We start from the raw sequence: 19,180 nt of genomic DNA on the forward strand, positions 1-19,180 counted from the left end.
CCATCTGCTTCTTAAACTCGGCTGTAAATGTACGTCTTGGTTTTGGCATAGTAGATTCGCTCCTCTATCTGTTCCCTTCATTCTACTAGCCCTTATTTTTTCTGTCTAACTTAGTGTAGACGATCCAGTACCTTCAAAGTAAAGCGGTGTCGTATCCTCTCCCCTATGTACCTTCAAAGTAAAGCGGTGTCGTATCCTCATCCCGCCGCTATAGAGCTGCCAATCACTCGCTTAGACGGAAGTGAAGTGCGTTATTTCATTGTTTTAACGTATTATTCGAGTGAAACGGAACTAGGATCTCTTATTTGTTTAAAATAGGGCCCTTTCGTCTATAAAAGTCGGAATAACGCATCTTAGTTCCGCCACTTAATGAAATGGGCTGGATTTTCAACCTATAGAGCATCGACGTTCCGTTAGAGCCGTAATCATGTTAAATAGCAACAAAGACATAGCTATGATGAATCTCTTCCGCCGCTAGAGAGAGACTTCCCCGATACTGTATATAGAGTTGGCTATGCGCATCCGATCGAAGACCCGTGTGCTCTCGAAATCTGATGGCTTCCATAAGTTCGAATCCATATTTCTACCTTACCAAGGGGTAAGCTTCGTTCACTCCAAACTGGCACAAAAGGCCGAACTCCCTTGTAATCCAAGGAATTCGGCCTTTTGACTTATGTAGCGATTAGATTAAAGTTCGAGTTTACACTTCAACAATTTTAACGGATTCCATTTTGTCTCTGCCTTTGAAAGCATCAACAAGCTCCATACCGGATACAACTTTACCAAAAACGGTATGTTGACCATCCAAATGAGGCTGAGGCTGATAAGCGATATAGAATTGGCTGCCTCCAGTGTTGCGTCCCGCATGCGCCATTGCCAAAGAACCGCGTTCATGCTTGTTAGGATTGATCTCACAGTTGATTTGGTAACCAGGACCACCTGTTCCTGTTCCGGAAGGGCATCCTCCTTGCGCTACAAAACCAGGAATTACACGGTGAAATACCAAACCATCGTAAAACCCTTCATTAGCTAATTTCTCGAAATTAGCTACAGTGTTCGGAGCATCCTTTTCGAATAAATCAATGACGACCTCGCCGCCATTAGCTAGTTTAACATGTGCTTGCTTTGCCATAATGTATATAACACTCCTTTATTATTCAATGTGTTTTATTGTACTATATATGCCCGGCCTGCACAAATTTTAGCAAAAAAACGAACGTCGGCAGCCGGTACATGACCGGAGCCGACGTTGTGCCGCTACTTTTTTCGAGTTAAACCGTCTTGGAAACTTGTTTCATGCGGGAAGGGACAAGATCATTTCCTACGATATCATTATAAGATTCACGCTTCACAACAATATCAGCTTCGCCATCCTTAACGAACAAGACCGCCGGTCTGCGGATACGGTTGTAGTTGCTGGCCATTGAATAGTTATATGCGCCTGTGCAGGCTACAGCTAGAATATCTCCTGTACTCACTTTTGGCAGCTCCACATCCCAAATCAGCATATCGCCGCTCTCGCAGCATTTGCCTGCTATAGAGACTACTTCTTCAATCGGATCATTGGCCCGATTCGCAAGTGTCGCCTCATAGCGTGAATCGTAAAGAGCTGGACGAGGGTTATCCGTCATCCCACCGTCAACAGCTACATATTTACGGATACCCGGGATATCCTTGTAAGTACCAACCGTATAAAGCGTTGTACCCGAATCGCCTACAATACTACGGCCCGGCTCAATCCAGATCTCAGGTGTAGGATAATCGTATTTATTGAAGTTGGTTTTAATCGACTCCGTGATAGCCTGAACATAGCTCGCAACAGGAAGCGGAGTGTCCCCCTCCACATACCGAATTCCGAAGCCCCCTCCTAAATTAATAACGGAGAAAATAAATCCAAGCTCATCACGTACCTTGGCGGCGAAACCGATAACTTTATCGACAGCCAATTGGAAACCTTCCACCTCAAATATTTGGGATCCGATATGAGAATGAACGCCCAGCAATTGGATATTAGATAGCTGCAGCACTTCTTGAACCGCCTGATAAGCCGATCCATTGTCCAAATCGAAGCCGAACTTGGAGTCGTTCTGCCCCGTGGATATATACTCATGGGTATGCGCTTCTACCCCCGGCGTAATGCGGAATAACACATTGACCTTCTGACGTTTCTCAGCCGCAATAGCGTTCAGCATATGCAGCTCTACCCGATTGTCTACAACAAAGCAGCCAATCTGTGCGTCAATGGCCATTGCAATTTCATACGGAGTCTTATTGTTGCCATGAAAATGAATCCGCTCTGCGGGAAAACCAGCTTGCAAAGCCGTATACAGCTCGCCATCGGACACAACATCAAGCGACAATCCTTCTTCCTCTACAATGCGGCACATCGCCATAACGCAAAATGCTTTGCTTGCATAAGCGACCTGAAACTTAAGACCGGAGGCACGGAAAGCATCTACAAATTCACGGCATCTTTGACGAATCAATGCTTCATCCATTACATACAAAGGTGTTCCAAATTGTTGAACCAATTCTGTTGCATCACAGCCACCGATTTGCAGGTGACCCTCATCATTTATTTTACTTGTTCCATGCAGGTACATAGTCAGCTTCCCTCTCCTGTAAACATTTCTTCTAAGGTACCATAATGAAGTATATGCTGACAATATGTAATGCGCGTTATGCTTTGGGATTCCGTGTACTATCTGATGTTTTTGTCAAGCTCATTCTTGTTTTAGCTGTTAAAAAAGGTCTTCTTAGCAAGATTTCAGTCAATGCTTTACCGTTAAACGGTATAAACGGCCACATATAGGGCGCATTATAGGACCTTTTGGCAGTAAGATAAATTAACCATACCGAAGAGACTATGACAAAACCAGGCACTTTAAAAGCTGCCGTCGCTATAAGCAATATCATTCTGGTCAAGCGGTTGGCAAGACTCATCTCATAGCTCGGAGTTGCAAAGGTACCTACAGCCGCTACAGCTAAATATAAGATGACCTCATTGACGAACAACCCCGTTTTTACGGCAACGTCCCCAACCAATATCGCTGCCACTAATCCCATTGCGGTAGCTAAAGGAGAAGGTGTGTGAACTGCTGCCATCCTCATCAGATCGGTGCCGACCTCTGCGATTAAAAACTGCAGCAGCAACGGCAGATTAGCTTGTTTTTGCGGCCCAATAAACTCAAGCCCGGCAGGCTTCAGTTCAGGCGAGGTCACTAGCAGAAACCACAGCGGCAGTAGAAACAAGGATGCAGCAATTCCTATAAAACGGACCCAACGAAGGTAGGTCCCCACCATCGGAGTCTGTCTATATTCCTCCGCATGCTGAACATGGTGAAAGAATGTGGTCGGCAAAATAATAACACTCGGCGAGGTGTCCACGAATATGGCTACATGTCCCTCCAGCAAGTGAACCGACACCACATCCGGCCTTTCCGAATAACGTACCATCGGATACGGATTCCAGCCTTTTCCGCATATAGCTTCCTCCAATTGCTTCTCTGCCAGTGGGAGACCATCCACCTTGACCTGCTTGATTTTGTCACGAATGGATTCAACCAATGTAGGATCGCAAATATCGTCAATATAGGCTAAGCAAATATCCGTATGCGTTCTTCTTCCGGCACGCAGCATTTCAAGCTTCAGCCGCGGATCGCGAATCCGCCGTCTAACTAGCGTTACATTCGTAAGCAGGGTTTCCACAAAGCCGTCTCTCGCTCCACGCACCACACGCTCCAAATCTGGCTCGGCCGTAGAGCGGGTAGGGAAGGTTTTGGCATCCACCAATAGCGCTGAAGTAGAGCCTTCGAAGAAAAAAGCTGTAGCTCCTGTGGATACAGTATCTATAACCTCGCTTAGCTTATTGGTTTCCTTCACCTGGATATGAGGGACTAATGCGTCCATAAAAAGCTGTACGGTATCCTGGCCTTCCCCTCCGTGAACGGTATGCTTGATTGGCGAAACGGACAAATCCTTCCGGGCAGATTCCTCAGTATCGACAGCCACGGATAAACGTTTAAGTATTTCAGTGAGCACAGTGTCTTTAGCAAATCCGTTATAATAAAATATACCTGTCTTCTGACCGCCAAAAACCATCTCACGAAATACGACATCAAAGCTTATATTGAATCCGACACGCTTCTCAAGCTCTCGTTTCAGCTCACTGAAGTCTGTGTAAATCACATCATCTTTTGTGAGCTTCGATGTTTCCTCTTTATGCTCTAGATCTCTATCTGGCTCCGACTTTGCCTCCCCGTTCTCGATTTTTCCTTCCCCATGCTCTCGAACGTCATGATGCTCATGATGTAATTCATCAATGATATTGCCGTCATAATCTATAGCCAGCTTAGCATTGTCATCCTTGTACTCTGAATCTTTCTTATCAAGGCGTCCCGATAATTGCATAGGTTTGATAGGTATTTTTTTCATGGTGTCCTTAAGCCTCCCTGCATCATTGATAGGTTCACCTAGTTCCGTTTATTCCAGGAAATGCAGCCAATCCAATAAAGAACCTACCACTTTTCCAAATATCATCGCCATTAGCAGCCAGATCATATACGAGCCCATTCCGATCCGTTTCGCCAATATGGGAAGCACGTTAACCACTTCGGTCAATGCACCTGCCAGCATTCCGATAAAGCCGCCCGCGAACAATCCAAAAACAGCAGCTGATAACGGGAATAGAGAATACGAAAAATTAAAAAAATCCGTGCAAGTAAAAAACAGCGAGCCCATAATAACTGCCCCTTCATACCAGCCTATTAAGTGATAGGAACGGGTAATTTGTGCCAGACGAGGCAGCACATCAAGCACGACCAGAAAAGCTACCATACCGCTGCCAACTGCTAAACCACCTGCAAATCCTATAAATATTTGTACAGGGACTGCCCACCATTCACTCATGATGGCGATCCTTCGCTTCATAAATTTTCGTATATTCCTCGGTGGTGACGTAATAATTTACATTTTCCTGATACATAAACATCTCTACTTCCAGTGGACTTGGCTCCTCATTGAACTTCTTTTTGAACAGGTGGTTAAAAAACACAATCATTCCTAAACCAATCCCGATTGAATAAGGAATTTGCAGAAGCAAGGGATGCTCTACCCACTTCCCGGTTAACAGCTGATAAATACGCTGATGTACCACCGCCATGCTGACATCGGCATGAAAGTTCATGATTGCAAGTCCTGATCCTATAAAAAGCAACAGCCATACCATAATGATCAAAATTAAACTGGGAGCTTTACGCTGCTCGGTAATTTCAATTAAGCAATGAGGTTCACCAAAATGCTCAATTTGCATAAACGGAAACTTCCGCTTAATTTTCTCGACTATGAGCATCATATCGATCAATACAATATTGCCTTCATTTTCTTTGGGCTCATGCAGCAGCAGCTTGTGCAGAGCATATTCATACTGGGGATCTACCAGTATTTGTGCAATCCTGCCAAGGTGAACGGATTCACCCCGCTGGATACACATCCTTTTACGTAACCGGATATATAAGACGGAGACGGGAGCTGGTTGCATCTGCATTCACTTCCCTTGTTCATTTATGTGACAACCAGCCTCATACAGGCTTTGTCCAAGTTATTGGTTGTACAGATATCCCATAGTATGAAAAAAAAGCTCTGCACATAAACATCATTTCCTCTGGCAAAAATTCTCTTGTTCATGTATAACTTTTTCACTTTTATGAAACTTTATATATACAGACACAAATTCCTATTAACGAAAGGATGTTGGTCATGGGCAAATTTGCTTTAACCCTAGTCATTATCGGAGCTTTGAATTGGTTGCTGGTTGGGTTATTCCAGTGGGACCTGGTTAGTGCGTTGTTCGGCGGCGATTCTCATCGGGTATCATCAGGATTTAGCCGAATCATTTATACATTGGTTGGTTTGTGCGGGTTGTATTGCATCAAGTATTTGTTCGTGGATGAATCGCGAGGAAGAGCCAGATAGGTCCATTCACCAAAAAAACAGATGCCTAATTGGCATCTGTTTTTTTACATGAGACAGTATGTGCAGCGCTTAACTTGCAAAATGTGCTTATTCATCCAGCGTGCTGCTACTGGGCAATCTGGTCTTTAATCGATTGCAGAATTTTTTTCTCGAGCCTTGATACCTGGACTTGAGAAATTCCTAAACGGTTGGCTACCTCAGATTGAGTTTGATCACGGAAATACCGCAAATATACAATCAGCCGTTCTCGCTCGTTTAAAGTCCCGATGGCTTCATTCAAAGCAAGCTTTTCAAACCATTTGTCCTGCCCATCGTCCGCGATTTGGTCCATTAATGTAATGGGATCCCCATCGTTCTCAAATACGGTTTCGTGAATAGACGAAAGCGGCTTATTCGCTTCTTGAGCGAAGACGACGTCCTCCGGTGTGATTTGCAGCTCTTCAGCTACTTCCTTGATCGTAGGCAGCCTGCCGTTTCGTTTGGACAACTCATCCTTGGTCTTACGGATTTTGTTGGCCAATTCCTTAAGCGACCGACTGACCTTAAGTGTGCCGTCATCACGCAGAAAACGTTGAATTTCACCAATTATCATAGGCACTGCATAGGTAGAGAACTTGACGTCATAAGATAAATCAAATTTATCCACCGACTTCAGCAGTCCGATACAACCAATTTGAAATAAATCCTCGGCCTCATACCCTCGGTTCAAAAAGCGTTGTACCACTGACCAGACCAAACGAATATTGCAGTTTACCAGTGTTTCTCTGGCAAGCGCATCTCCGGATTGGCTTAAAGCAATTAACCGTTTGACCTCAGTATCATCCAAATAGCTGTGGGAGGCATGTTTCAAATCGACATCCATAGTTGATCAGACCCCTAATTGAACAAAGCTTTTTTAGATTCAATTCGCTTTTTCATTTTGATTTTTGTACCGATCCCAACAGTCGTCGTCACTTCGATTTCATCCATAAAATTTTCCATAATCGTAAAGCCCATTCCAGAGCGTTCCAGCTCCGGCTTCGTCGTATATAACGGCTGTTTGGCTTGCTCCAGATCGTCGATTCCTTCACCCTGATCTTCTATGGTGAGGTAAACGGTCTCATCGTCTATCTCCGCTTGAATAGTAACTACACCATCCGGTCGATTGTTATAGCCATGGATAATACAATTGGTAACAGCTTCGGATACAACGGTTTTTAAATCCGTAAGCTCATCAAGCGTTGGGTCCAGTTGGGTTACAAAGGCCGCGACTGCAACTCGAGCGAATGCTTCGTTCTCTGAACGGCTGGCAAATTGCAGTGTCATAAAATTCCGTTCATGATCAGAGCCATTTCGATACTTATTGTTTTCACTCATGATACAACCTCCAAACTGCTTAGAGCTTGAGTTTCGTTATCCTGAATGGACAATATTTTGAACAATCCCGACATTTCAAACAATCGATAAACGGATGGATTAACGTCACATACAACCATTTTCCCGCCTTTAGCCACCACTTGCTTATAACGCCCAAGAATGACACCGAGCCCCGAACTGTCCATGAAGGACAATTCCTTCAAGCTTAAGATAATATGGCTCACATTGCCCTTCTCAAGCGCTTCCTCCATACGTACCTTGACCGAATCGGCAGTGTGATGATCTAGCTCACCCTTTAACCGGACAATCAGTGCTTTTCGCTGATGCTTTAGTTCAATATGAAGACTCAAGCTGTTCACTCCTTCCCTTTCATGCACACTCATTTCTACACGGGATTTACCTTTTCCTGCCACCCGACAAAACTAGAAGAAATGCGTCACAATAAGGAAAAAAGCGACATTTTACGCTCGAGCCTTCTATTGTCTTTTATAGATTCAATGGATCATTTTGCGCTCTCCGCCGGCTCTGTATGGAACAAACGTTCGGCTGTCCGTTTTATCAGCATCCACCAGCCCGCCTTTTTAACATGAACGGACGATTCCAATGGAAATTCAGATAACACCTGATCCCCTTTATATACAACAATTTTACCTATAGGCTGACCGACTGTTATTGGAGCTTTTAAATTTGGATTGATTTGTACTTCATGGCGAACTCCATCACCGGCCTCACCCTTCTTCAAAACAATACTGAATGGATGTTTGGCCGTGATCGGTACAACAGCCTGCTCGCCTTTGCTAACCTTAAATTCGCCTATCGAATCGCCGGTTTTATAGATTGAATAGTTAGTGTATTGAGAAAAAGCGTAATCGAATAAACCGGATACTTCCGCATTGCGCGTTTTCGTATTGGGTTCACCCAAAACAACCGCTACCAGTCGGAAATTATCTCTTTTCGCAGTTGCGGATAAGCAAAACTTGGCCTCGCTTGTATAGCCTGTTTTCAAACCGTCAGCTCCGCTGTAGAAGCGCACTAATTTGTTGGTATTAACCAGCCAAAACGGTTTCGCCGTATCTTTTCTGAGGTAATCCTGGTACATCCCCGTATACTTGGTAATTTCTTCGTGTTTTAACAGCTCTCGCGACATGATAGCAATATCCATGGCTGACGAATAATGATTATCGACAGGTAGTCCATTAGGATTGGAAAAATGAGTGTTTTTCGTCCCAAGCTGCTGAGCCCGTTCATTCATCATTTGGACAAAAGCGGCCTCAGAGCCTGCCAGCTTCTCTGCCATCGCTACAGATGCATCATTTCCTGATGCTAGAGCAATGCCCTTCAGCATATCTTGAACCGTCATTTCTTCGCCTGGCTCCAGAAAAATTTGCGAGCCTCCCATCGATGCGGCATATTCACTGGTGCGCACTTTATCGTCGATTTTGATTTTCCCTTGATCCAGCGCCTCCATAATTAGAAGCATCGTCATGATTTTAGTAATGCTGGCAGGAGGAAGCTTGGCATCTTTATTTTTCTCAAACAGGATCGTTCCCGTATCCGCATCCATCACAACAGCCGAAGTAGCATTCGGCGTCAAATCAAGCGACGGACTCGGAGCTTTCTTCTCTTCCGCATACGCGGCCGGCAATGCTAATGCCATTAGCAAATGAATCGAAATAAACAGCTGTAGTACCTTCTTGAGCATCCCTTTCTACCCCTCCATAAATAAGGTTATATTGCTGCTAATCAGTGTTGACTAGTTTACAACAAAATATTCCATTGATGGGATGAAAAAACAAAACACCCGCTTGCCGGACTATACCGGTAAACGGGTGTTCCATATGATTTAAGCAATAAGGATGCTTATAAACGTATTTTTGACGTCCAAGATACCTGACTGCCTGTAAACTCGAACCAGCTCCCTCATTGAAGCAGTTGTACTCCATGCTTGGTTACAACTGCATAGATGAGAGGTGACTTGACAACTTCTCCTGAGCTTACGGTGAAGACGTCGCGTGTCCGCTGCGTCATCTCCTCGGTGAACATCGGCTCATTGCGGTTCATATACAATTCGGCAATGGTCTCACCTGCCGATACGTAATCGCCGACTTTTTTATGTAACACGATGCCGACTGCAAGATCGATGTGGTCCTCCTTCGTTGCTCTCCCTGCACCGAGCATCATCGCCGTAACGCCCAATGCTTCGGCGTCAATGTGAGACACGGTGCCAGCCTGCAAAGCCGGCACAGGCACTTGGTAAGCCGCTGATGGCAGCAGCTCCGGCCGGTCGGCGACCTCCGGGTTCCCCCCCTGCGCTGCGATCAGCTCCCTGAGCTTGCCCAGCGCTGCGCCGCTGTGTAGCAGCTCCTCGGCGAGGCGCCTCGCTTCGTCGTACGAGGCCGCCTTGCCGCCAAGCTGAAGCATGTGGGAGCCGAGCACAAGGCATAGCTCTGTCAGATCGGCAGGCCCCTCTCCGCGCAGCGTGTCAATCGCCTCGCGAACCTCCAGAGCATTGCCGATTGCGAGCCCTAGCGGCTCATCCATGTTCGTAATGACGGCAACGGTTTCCCTGCCGACCTGATCGCCGATCTCAACCATCGCTTGAGCCAGCTTAATGGAATCGTCCAATGATTTCATAAACGCGCCGCTGCCGGTCTTCACGTCCAGCACAATGGCATCGGCACCTGATGCAATTTTCTTGCTCATAATCGAGCTCGCAATTAATGGGATCGAATCCACCGTTGCGGTTACATCGCGAAGCCCGTACAGTTTTTTATCCGCCGGAGTGATATTGCCCGATTGGCTTATTACGGAAACTCCGATCGATTTCACCTGCTGCAAAAATTGCTCCTTCGTCAGCTCTACCTTATAGCCTTCTATGGCCTCCAGCTTGTCAATGGTTCCTCCTGTATGCCCAAGTCCACGTCCTGACATTTTGGCAACAGGCACACCTGCTGCCGCCGCAAGCGGAGCCAGAATCAAGGTTGTCGTGTCTCCTACACCACCAGTGCTGTGCTTATCCACCTTCACCCCGGGAATCGAGCTTAAGTCTGCCTGATCGCCCGAACGCGCCATTGCCAAAGTCAAATCAGCTGTCTCCGCAGCTGTCATCCCATTAAAATAAACGGCCATTGCCCACGCCGACATTTGATAATCCGGTATTTCCCCGCTGACATAGCCCTGAATTAATGCTTCAATTTCCTGTGTAGTTAATGGCTTGCCATCCCGCTTCTTTTGGATGATATCGACTGTTCTCACTTCAGCCACCCCACTCTATTTAGATTATTACTGCAAGCTTGCCGCTAAAGCGCTATTCCAAAGATGATCCCGCTTTATCGCGACATACTCACCGAACATCTAAATTTTATCACAGTTAGAGCAATTATTCCTAGCCTGCCAACAACTGCTGTCATTTAAAAACATCCTTGATATCGACCTTGTACATATGCCGCTGTCCTTCGTGAGTTGAATCGATAGAAAAAGCAGTACCGGCACGATTCCAACGCGGATGCAGATCACTCCGAAAATCACCGTCTATGTTAGGATACGAATATAAAGAACCCAAAGTAACTCCTCTTTTCTGTATCAGATCATATAAATACAAATGTCGATAGCTGAATTCATCCGGATAGCTGTCGTAGAGCAGCAGTTTTCGGTCAGGGGAATAGCTGCAATGTCCATCCTTTAAAAAGAATGCTTTATCAATAGCCGTCACCTCATGTGTCCGATCCTTCAGTTCATACAGCTGGTTCCCGGCGTCAGATCCTTCCACTCCCCTGGAATAAATAACAAGATGCTCAGAATCCCTCCAATGGTAATGGGAAGCGTAGGAGTAGTCTGACAGCAGAAACATCTCAGAGCCATCGGGGTTTGCTGTCAGAATAGCCGTTTTCCAGCCTGCTCCTAACGGGAAATTCCTTACAAGACATACAAATCGTGTTCCATCCGTATTGAAATTAATATGATTGATCATGATCTTCTGATCAGTGCCCTGGAAAGCATCTTTAGTAAAATTCCATATTTGCTGCAACGATAAGATCCGTTCACTTTTTCCTGTAGAAAGCTCGATGCGAATAATACCGTCCTCATCCGGATGGGGCTCATTGTAATAAGGATCTTTGATCCCCGCGTAACCATACCCCGGCCGAAAATCGAACATCCTGCTGAAGTTAACGCTGAGCGCATATTTGCCTGTAGGATCAACATTTACAACAGGCTCCTCCAGCAGTCTTTGTTCCTTTGTATGAACATTCATGACAACTCCATAAAATTTGTCATTACTTCGTGTATTAAAAATGATCTCATCCTTAGGAGCAAGCGGGTGCCACTGGAGCATGGCTCCCTGTTGAAAATTCCATGCATAGGTTTCCGCAATCGGTATATATCGCTTCGTTGCCACATCGATCATTCCGAGCTCCGACATATCATTCTCTTCTTGCAGACGGTCCCAAAACTTCACTTTATGGTATAGATGATAACGATCATCCCCGCTCCATGCCGCATTGTCATAATAACCGTAAAACTGATGCCCGCTGCTGTCTGTCAATCTTTCGATGCTCACCGTCAAATTTTTGGTTCTCTGTATCTCCATCCTACAAAGCCCTCCATTTCATCTGTCTTCCTGCTGGAACAGGAGTTATTCTTTTAAAGCTCCGATTAATACACCCTTGACGAAAAATCTCTGAACAAATGGGAAGACGATTAATAGCGGCGCGATGGCTGCAACCATAATGGCAAATTTCAATGTTAATGCAACCAATACACGATGATCACTTACATCCCCCATCATCTCCGTGTTCTGATCCAGGATCAGCATCTCTCTAAGATACACTTGAAGCGGGTACAAATCTCTCTGACGGATGTATATTAGCGCGTTAAAGTAGGCATTCCAATGCCCGGAACCATAAAATAAAGCAATGACAGCAATAATCGGCTTGGATAACGGGAGAGCTATTCGGGAAAAGAACGTCAGCTCGGAGGCTCCGTCAACTTCCGCCGCATCACGAAGCTCCTGAGGAATATTCATTTCCAAATACGTTTTGGTTATAAGTAAATTCCAGGTAGTGACAGCTCCCGAAACAATAAGAGCCCATCGTGTATCCAACAAACCAAGTGATTTGACTATAAGATAAGTCGGTATCATTCCACCGTTGAAAAACAGAGTTATAACGATAAAGAACAATACGATCCTTCTTCCCGCCAGCTCCTGACGAGATAAGGCGTAAGCGGCAAGCAAAGTAACGGTAATGTTCAGCAGTGTTCCGCTTACCGTGTAGAGGATGCTGTTATAGTAACCGAGCCATATAGTTCCTGTAGAAAGCAGCAGCTTGTAGGCAGATAATGTGACGTCAATAGGATATAACAGCAGCGGATTCGATATTACTTGTGCCGGATCGCTGAATGACGCCGAAATAATGTAATAAAAAGGATAAACAAACAGGAGCGCAGTACCTATGAGAAATACATAAATGCCATAGTCGATTCCATTCATTTTATTCAATGAGCGGTTCATATTTCAGTTCACCCGCTTTCTTCGAGTTCGATTACCAAAGGGAATAGCCGCTGAGTCGGCGGGCCAATTTATTAAATAAAATAATAATGATAAAGGTCAAAACTGAATTGAATAGTCCTACCGCGGAAGCAAAGCTGTACTGCTGCTGCACTAAACCGGAACGGTACACGTAAGTACTTAGCACATCTGCCGTTTCATAGGTGGTTGAATTATACAGAAGGAATACTTTCTCGAAGCCGACATCCATTACACGACCCATATCCAGCAGCAAAACGGTTATAATTGTCGGCTTAATACCGGGGAGGCTGATATGCCATACCTTTTGCCAACGGTTTGCCCCATCCATGTCAGCAGCTTCGTACAAGCTAGGACTAATACTGGTCAACGCAGCGAAATAGATGATTGAGCTCCACCCGAGATTTTGCCACACACCCGAAGATACATAAATCGTTCTAAACCATCCCGTCTCACGTAAAAAATCAATCTTCTGCGCTCCCAGAAAATCCAGAATTCCGTTGATAAACCCTGTGGAAGGTGACGTAAAGGTAACGATCAATCCTGCAACGACCACGGTTGAAATAAAATGCGGCAAATAGCTGATCGATTGAATAATCGTCCGAAATTGGGTATGTTTCACTTCATGCAGCAGTAATGCAAAAATGATAGGAATCGTAAATCCGAACAGAATGCTGTAAGCCCCTATCAAGAATGTATTTCGTATAAGGCGATAAAAATAAATCGAGTCAAAAAAGGCATTAAAATGTTTTAACCCCACCCAAGGACTGCTCATCATGCCTCGAAACGGATTGTAATCCTGAAAAGCAATCAAGGTCCCATACATCGGCGCATAATGAAATAAAATATAATAGACGGCCGCAGGAGCTAAAAACAAATACAGAACCAGATTCCGCTTCATTTTGTTACGCATCCATAAGCTGTTAGCCTTAGAGCTCGGCTGAGACTTTGTCTGTAAATTCGTAGCACTATGCTGCAGTTCCAAATGTGCACACCTCCTAACTTCAAGCATTGACCCTCATTTACTTTGCATTCAGTACTTTGACATACCGCTCATATGCTTTACTGTACAGCTCGGCCAGCTTATCTGATCCGATCTTCTTAAGCCCTTGCTGGAAGCTGTCGTAATCGCTGAAAGACTTTTTACCTCGAATGAATGCATTCATATTTTCGTCGATAAATGTGTTGATATCCCGCTGCAGCGTTTGCACTTCGTTAAGCTCTTCTGCCGTAAAATGCAAAGCCGGAACCTTCTTCTTGCCGGCATATTGCACCGCCAACGCATTCCCCTTCTTCCCTTCATCGCTCAAGGTAGCGAGGTAATGCTCCGGGATTTGTGCAGACGGCCAGCCGCTGACAAAGCCGACATACGTATTCAGATAACCAAGAATATCGAGCTTAGGATCGTTCACTACCTTATCCGTATAAGTGGGAACGCCATCCTTAACCGTATAGGTGTCACCCTCGAGACCAAAATAAAGCAGAGTTGCCCCTTCCTTCGAATAGAAATAATCCATCAGCTTAGTGATTTCAACCGCATTTTTGGTTGTGCTGGCAATAGAGACGCCACGACCCGGATCGATTTCGTTATGCTTTCCGATTATATTACGTTCACCCGTAGGGCCTTTCGGAGCAGCCAGCGCTATGAAGCCGGGATTTTTATTCGCGCCTTTCAACAGCTTGTTGAACCGGGTCAAATAGCCTGCATTCGAACCGTAGATAAAACCTGATGTCTCCTGCAAAATTCTCCCGTCACGCACATCTGCCTTCATTTTTTCATATTCAGGATCCAGCAGGCCTTCACTATACAGCTTGTTTAAATACTGCAACGCATCCTTGTAACGCGGATCTGTAGGTCCATATTTGATTTTTCCGTCCTCGATAAAGAAATCATCCGTACTGTTCGGTCCCCGGCTTCCAACGCCAAATGCCCATATGATCGGATTCGGATTATCGGTAAAAGGAATTTCGTCCGTTTTTCCGTTACCGTTCGCATCTTTTTCTTTAAACGCTTTCAAAACCTGATACAGCTCATCTGTCGTATCCGGCGCCTTCATTCCTACCTTCTCCAACCAATCGCCTCGAATCATATAGCCTGCAAATGTTTGAGTCCGTGTATCAAGCAGCAATCTGGGGAAAAAGTAAATATGACCATCAGGCGAAGTAATTTGGCCCTTTACAGCAGGATTACTGTCCATAATCTTTTGCAGGTTAGGTGCATATTTCTTGATCAAATCCTCCAGCGGCTGCAAGGCGCCTTGCCTGCCGTATTGATCAGCCAGCAGCGGGTCGATATGTCCAATCAAATCAGGAAGCTTACCTGAGGCCATTATTAAGCCAAGCTGAGATTTAAAATCATCTCCACCCGGTGCCGCAGTTATTTCCCATTTCACCGAAATATTCGTTCTCTTCTCAATTTCCTTCCACAAAATTTGATCGCTATAGCTGGAAACTCCCGTGGAACCCGTCGCCGGAATAAAATCCGTCCATCCATTAATCGTCAGCTGCTTCTCGGAAATTTTCGCACCTGCTGCAGCTGTGTTGGCTGCTGCGGGTTCGGTTGACTTATTGGCTGAGGCGGGCGCTGAGGTGCTTCCTGCATTATCGCTTGAGCATCCCGCAACTACGCTTGACGCGGTAAACAGAACAGAAAGAGTTAAGGCTGAAAAGGTACGGTTCGACATTTGTTCATCCTCCTTAAGATAGACTCCCTTTAGTTCATTAAAAGCACCAACCTTTGATAGCGTTTACATTTCAAGCTAGTTATCACTCCTCTCGAGCGCTTAAAAAGGACAATACTTAATAAGACCTGTTTTATTGTATGTTCTTATCACTTACCTGTCGAAAGGTTCTGCTCTTAATAAGTTGATTATATGGGCTTTCACTCCTGCACTCCATTGACATTCGAATCAATCTTTTGTATATTCTGCTCATATTCGTATGGGAATGGAGGCAGACATCGATGCCCTTGGACAAAGATACCAGCTTTTTAGTAACTGCACTTCCCGAGCCTTATGATGAAGTTAACTTTTACAATCGACGGGAAAATTGGAGTATGGACGAGCATAATCATCACTATTACCAATTCATTTTTGTCATTAATGGGATTCTTCTGTTCAAGATAAACGGGGAGGTGTATCCTTTAAAGAGAGGCCAACTCTGCATCACCCCTCCTCTTCATTACCATTCCTTGAGCTCAGACACAGGTTATTACCAGATGGGGATTAATTTGCAGCCCGAGAAGGACCACAAGGGGTTAATCAGTCTTCTTGACGCTTACATACAAGATTTCACGGTTATTGAACAAAACCATCTGCTTGATGTTCTTCCCTCACTCGAGAAAGAATGCAAAGAACTAACGAAGCTCTCCAAAATAAAAGTCGCCAACATGATGGATGAACTTCTCGTCTCTTGTGTAGAAAAGGCTGTTAATCGTACCGAGATTGATTTCAAAAATCAATTATTAACCTTCTTGCATAAAAATTTAAACCGAAAAGTCACCCTCCAAGAGGTGTCGCGCGAGTTAACCATTAGCCAATCTCATTTGGAAAGACTCGTCAAAAAAGAGTTTGGATGCGGAGTCATAGAGCTTTATAATCAACTAAGGATCAACAAAGCCTGCTCACTTCTTAGCAACTCACATTATAGTATTGAGAATATTTCCGAGCATCTCGGCTTTTACGACACCTCCCATTTCTCACACTTTTTCAAGCAAAAAATCAAAATGAATCCAACACAATACAGAAAACATAAAAATTGGACAAAATGATAGCAGCCACCTGATTTACACAGCTTTCATATATAGTTTCATTCATGCGCATAAGGAGGAGCCCCCTTTTGATTCGAATCATGGCAATTACAGACGAATACGAACTGCTTCCTCAAGTATCACTTGAGGACTTGAAGGATAATCCAAATATTTTCTGGTACTGGGTAGATTTTAACGAACCGACGGAGGAAGAGGCTCTATTACTGGAAACTCACTTTCAATTTCATCCGCTTGCTATAGAGGACTGCTTTCACTTATTGCAGCGGCCCAAGGTTGACCATTACGAGGACATTAATTTCTTTGTAGTGCACGCTCTCAACCCCATTTCTTTAGCTGCTGAAGAAGTAGATCTATTCTGGGGGAACCAGTTCATTGTTACCTTTCATTTATTCCCTTGCGGTGAAATTGACGATGCCTGGAACCGAATGACCGAACAAAGCAAGCTTCGTGAAAAAGGCCATGCTTATGCCGCTTATTTGGTAATGGACAAACTCGTGGATGAATATTTTCCAAGCGTATATCAAATTGAAGATCAACTGAATGAGATCGAAGCCCAGGGAAAAGGCGAATCGATTCATGAACTGATGAACCAAGTATTTGAAATCAGGACCAGACTTTTGAAGCTTCGTAAAACCATTATTCCTATGCGTGATCTCTTTTATAGAATCATAAGCACCGATAAGATTGATGGGATTAAATCGCATATGGTTTATTTTACCGATGTTTATGACCATCTTCTCAAGCTCTCCGAACTTATTGAATCTAATAGAGATATGACGGCTGATATAAGAGATAGCTACATCTCACTGAATTCCAACCGAATGAATGAGATTATGAAAACATTAACCGTAATTACAACCATCTTCATGCCGCTAACCTTTCTAGCCGGTATATACGGAATGAATTTTCAGAATATGCCAGAGCTGTCCTGGCATTGGGGGTATTTCATATGTCTCTTAGTAATGTTTGGAATAGGGCTCGGTATGTACGGCTGGTTTCGAAAAAAAGGCTGGTTTGATTAGGCGATTATTCACTCTAATAGACGGCCAAATTTGACCATGAAAAAAGACTGTTGAGTGTTACACTCAACAGTCTTTTTTATGGTAGGCCGCCTAAGAGGCTTCCTTCAATGATCCTATTATTGAACGATCAATTTGCTTTTCATCTCTGCATGTCCAGGACCGCAAGGGAGGACGCAATGTACTTCATACGTTCCAGGCTTATCAAATGTAACATCCGCTGATTTGGTGTTGCCGTCCAGCTTCACGTTCAAGCCTACGATTTCCAATGCATGAAGACCTTCTTTGTTTTGAAGAGAGACAGTAACCTTCTCGCCAGCTTTCACTGTATATTCAGGCTTGTCAAACTGAAAGTTCGAAGCCACGAATTTCAACGTTGGTCCGGCTTTGGATTCTGCGGCCATTTCCGCTTGGCGCTCAGAGATGTTCTGGAACAATACACCTGCACCTAACAAACAGGCTACGATAAACAAACTAAACATAATCCACTTCATTGGAAAATCCCCCTAACTAGTTTACACATCAGACGTATATTATTATTGTACATAAAGAAACGAGCTTTACCTATTCCTATTTGAGGCATTCAGGTGAAAAATTTGTGACAGTTTGTGCCACATCCTCGTTACCTAAGCCATTTTATCATAGATCCTCGCAAAAACAAAAAAATCCCTACGCGTTATACGCCTAGAGATGTAAGTGCAGACTAATAACGGGATGGCCGGCTTCTAAAGCCAATACCTTGTGATTGTGTTCGTATAGTTTCCTTTTCCTGAAGCTCTCTAATCTCCCTGGTAAGCCTGCTGCGGCAAGGATAACACATTTGCTCTTGACGGATAGGTCCGCTGCAGCTGTTACAAGGGTAGGTTAAATTAGGGTAATCACTTGCAGGGAGGCGCCTATCCTTGATCCATGTATAAATTTGCTGTTCGGATACACCCGTATCGATGCTAAGCTGACTAGTCGTTGCTTTCCGGTTGCTGCGCAAATAATTAAAACAAACGTCAAACTCGCTTTCCAGCAGTTTAACGCAGTTCATGCACAAATTACGCAAGTTTTTCTGAAAGACCTTGCCGCACCCCGGACAATTGGCCACCATCAAAATACTCATGGTCGTCACTTCCTAACACCGAATATAGTTCTTATTGCCCAAGTATATCATGATATCTCGCAGTGTTACAGTCCTATAATGACCTTAATATAAAATTATTTAGCCATTGTACATGTATATGCAGCAGAATTGCAAGTCATACTAAAAAAGCTTTTTAGTTCTGTTATTGCTTTGGAGGTGAACCCGCACATGTCGGACAAACAACAAGGGCACGGCAATCAAAATACAACAACACGTACCAGTGACAAAGGCTCCAAAAAGTCTAAAAAAAAGTGATTCATGCAAAAAGAACGGCTACCCTCTTGGGCAATGTCATTAAGTTAAGGCATAGGGCTAAAAATCAAAAAAGAGCTGGTTATCGAAAAGATAGCCCGCTCTTTTTTTGCCTGAAGATGAAAAATAGGACTTGACAAATAAACGGAAATGTGTGG

The 19,180-nt window shown here is 44.4% G+C and carries 19 protein-coding genes; 3 read left to right on the forward strand and 16 right to left on the reverse strand.

Going from position 1 to position 19,180, the window contains the following annotated elements; genetic code table 11:
* Window positions 1–700: 700 nt before the first annotated feature.
* The 5 genes from NV381_RS37475 to NV381_RS37495 form a co-directional block, all read right to left on the reverse strand.
* Window positions 701–1,132 carry a peptidylprolyl isomerase gene (locus NV381_RS37475; protein ID WP_258218356.1) on the reverse strand — a complete coding sequence of 144 codons (432 nt, stop codon included), beginning with the start codon at window positions 1,130–1,132 and terminating at the stop codon, window positions 701–703.
* A gap of 139 nt (window positions 1,133–1,271) precedes the next feature.
* Entirely contained in the window at window positions 1,272–2,603 is a 1,332-nt protein-coding gene (lysA, locus tag NV381_RS37480; RefSeq protein WP_258218357.1) for a diaminopimelate decarboxylase, read from the reverse strand.
* Between the two features lie 76 nt (window positions 2,604–2,679).
* Window positions 2,680–4,434, reverse strand: coding sequence for a spore germination protein (locus tag NV381_RS37485; protein WP_258218358.1), 1,755 nt, complete (start codon window positions 4,432–4,434; stop codon window positions 2,680–2,682).
* A 48-nt stretch (window positions 4,435–4,482) separates the two neighbouring features.
* Complete coding sequence (locus NV381_RS37490; protein ID WP_258218359.1) at window positions 4,483–4,908, reverse strand: stage V sporulation protein AB; 426 nt, start codon at window positions 4,906–4,908, stop codon at window positions 4,483–4,485.
* On the reverse strand, window positions 4,901–5,539 hold the full coding sequence (locus tag NV381_RS37495; protein ID WP_258218360.1) for a stage V sporulation protein AA: 639 nt from the start codon (window positions 5,537–5,539) through the stop codon (window positions 4,901–4,903). The genes NV381_RS37490 and NV381_RS37495 overlap by 8 nt, the downstream gene beginning before the upstream one ends.
* A gap of 218 nt (window positions 5,540–5,757) precedes the next feature.
* Here NV381_RS37495 and NV381_RS37500 point away from each other — a divergent pair, with 218 nt between their 5' ends.
* Window positions 5,758–5,973: a DUF378 domain-containing protein gene (locus NV381_RS37500; protein WP_258218361.1), complete on the forward strand. Its 216-nt coding sequence runs from the start codon at window positions 5,758–5,760 to the stop codon at window positions 5,971–5,973.
* Window positions 5,974–6,079: 106 nt separating this feature from the next.
* Here the strand turns inward: NV381_RS37500 and sigF are convergent, their stop codons facing one another.
* The 9 genes from sigF to NV381_RS37545 form a co-directional block, all read right to left on the reverse strand.
* Window positions 6,080–6,835 carry an RNA polymerase sporulation sigma factor SigF gene (gene sigF, locus NV381_RS37505; protein ID WP_258218362.1) on the reverse strand — a complete coding sequence of 252 codons (756 nt, stop codon included), beginning with the start codon at window positions 6,833–6,835 and terminating at the stop codon, window positions 6,080–6,082.
* 14 nt (window positions 6,836–6,849) lie between these two features.
* A complete protein-coding gene (spoIIAB, locus tag NV381_RS37510; protein WP_258218363.1) occupies window positions 6,850–7,329 on the reverse strand; it encodes an anti-sigma F factor in 480 nt (159 codons plus the stop codon).
* Window positions 7,326–7,679 (reverse strand): anti-sigma F factor antagonist, encoded by a 354-nt coding sequence (gene spoIIAA / locus NV381_RS37515; protein ID WP_258218364.1) that lies wholly within the window; start codon window positions 7,677–7,679, stop codon window positions 7,326–7,328. Before spoIIAA ends, spoIIAB begins: the two co-directional genes overlap by 4 nt.
* A gap of 152 nt (window positions 7,680–7,831) precedes the next feature.
* Complete coding sequence (locus tag NV381_RS37520) at window positions 7,832–9,031, reverse strand: D-alanyl-D-alanine carboxypeptidase family protein (RefSeq protein WP_258218365.1); 1,200 nt, start codon at window positions 9,029–9,031, stop codon at window positions 7,832–7,834.
* A 218-nt stretch (window positions 9,032–9,249) separates the two neighbouring features.
* A complete protein-coding gene (locus NV381_RS37525; protein ID WP_258218366.1) occupies window positions 9,250–10,584 on the reverse strand; it encodes a pyrimidine-nucleoside phosphorylase in 1,335 nt (444 codons plus the stop codon).
* Between the two features lie 151 nt (window positions 10,585–10,735).
* Complete coding sequence (locus NV381_RS37530; protein ID WP_258218367.1) at window positions 10,736–11,917, reverse strand: hypothetical protein; 1,182 nt, start codon at window positions 11,915–11,917, stop codon at window positions 10,736–10,738.
* Between the two features lie 45 nt (window positions 11,918–11,962).
* Window positions 11,963–12,838, reverse strand: a complete 876-nt coding sequence (locus tag NV381_RS37535) for a carbohydrate ABC transporter permease (RefSeq protein WP_258218368.1) — start codon at window positions 12,836–12,838, stop codon at window positions 11,963–11,965.
* Window positions 12,839–12,869: 31 nt separating this feature from the next.
* Window positions 12,870–13,838, reverse strand: coding sequence for an ABC transporter permease (locus NV381_RS37540; protein ID WP_258218369.1), 969 nt, complete (start codon window positions 13,836–13,838; stop codon window positions 12,870–12,872).
* Between the two features lie 37 nt (window positions 13,839–13,875).
* Window positions 13,876–15,537 carry an extracellular solute-binding protein gene (locus NV381_RS37545; RefSeq protein WP_258218370.1) on the reverse strand — a complete coding sequence of 554 codons (1,662 nt, stop codon included), beginning with the start codon at window positions 15,535–15,537 and terminating at the stop codon, window positions 13,876–13,878.
* Window positions 15,538–15,815: 278 nt separating this feature from the next.
* Between NV381_RS37545 and NV381_RS37550 the strand changes: the two genes are divergently transcribed.
* Both NV381_RS37550 and corA read left to right on the forward strand, forming a co-directional pair.
* Window positions 15,816–16,622, forward strand: coding sequence for a helix-turn-helix transcriptional regulator (locus tag NV381_RS37550; RefSeq protein WP_258218371.1), 807 nt, complete (start codon window positions 15,816–15,818; stop codon window positions 16,620–16,622).
* 68 nt (window positions 16,623–16,690) lie between these two features.
* Window positions 16,691–17,644: a magnesium/cobalt transporter CorA gene (corA, locus tag NV381_RS37555; protein WP_258218372.1), complete on the forward strand. Its 954-nt coding sequence runs from the start codon at window positions 16,691–16,693 to the stop codon at window positions 17,642–17,644.
* 116 nt (window positions 17,645–17,760) lie between these two features.
* Here corA and NV381_RS37560 read toward each other — a convergent pair whose 3' ends face one another.
* Both NV381_RS37560 and NV381_RS37565 read right to left on the reverse strand, forming a co-directional pair.
* Window positions 17,761–18,135 (reverse strand): hypothetical protein, encoded by a 375-nt coding sequence (locus NV381_RS37560; RefSeq protein ID WP_258218373.1) that lies wholly within the window; start codon window positions 18,133–18,135, stop codon window positions 17,761–17,763.
* A gap of 209 nt (window positions 18,136–18,344) precedes the next feature.
* A complete protein-coding gene (locus NV381_RS37565; RefSeq protein ID WP_258218374.1) occupies window positions 18,345–18,749 on the reverse strand; it encodes a flagellar protein in 405 nt (134 codons plus the stop codon).
* Window positions 18,750–19,180 lie beyond the last annotated feature (431 nt).

Origin of the sequence: Paenibacillus radicis (ex Xue et al. 2023), from assembly GCF_024722015.1 — a bacterium.
Classification (GTDB): Bacteria; Bacillota; Bacilli; order Paenibacillales; family NBRC-103111; genus Paenibacillus_S.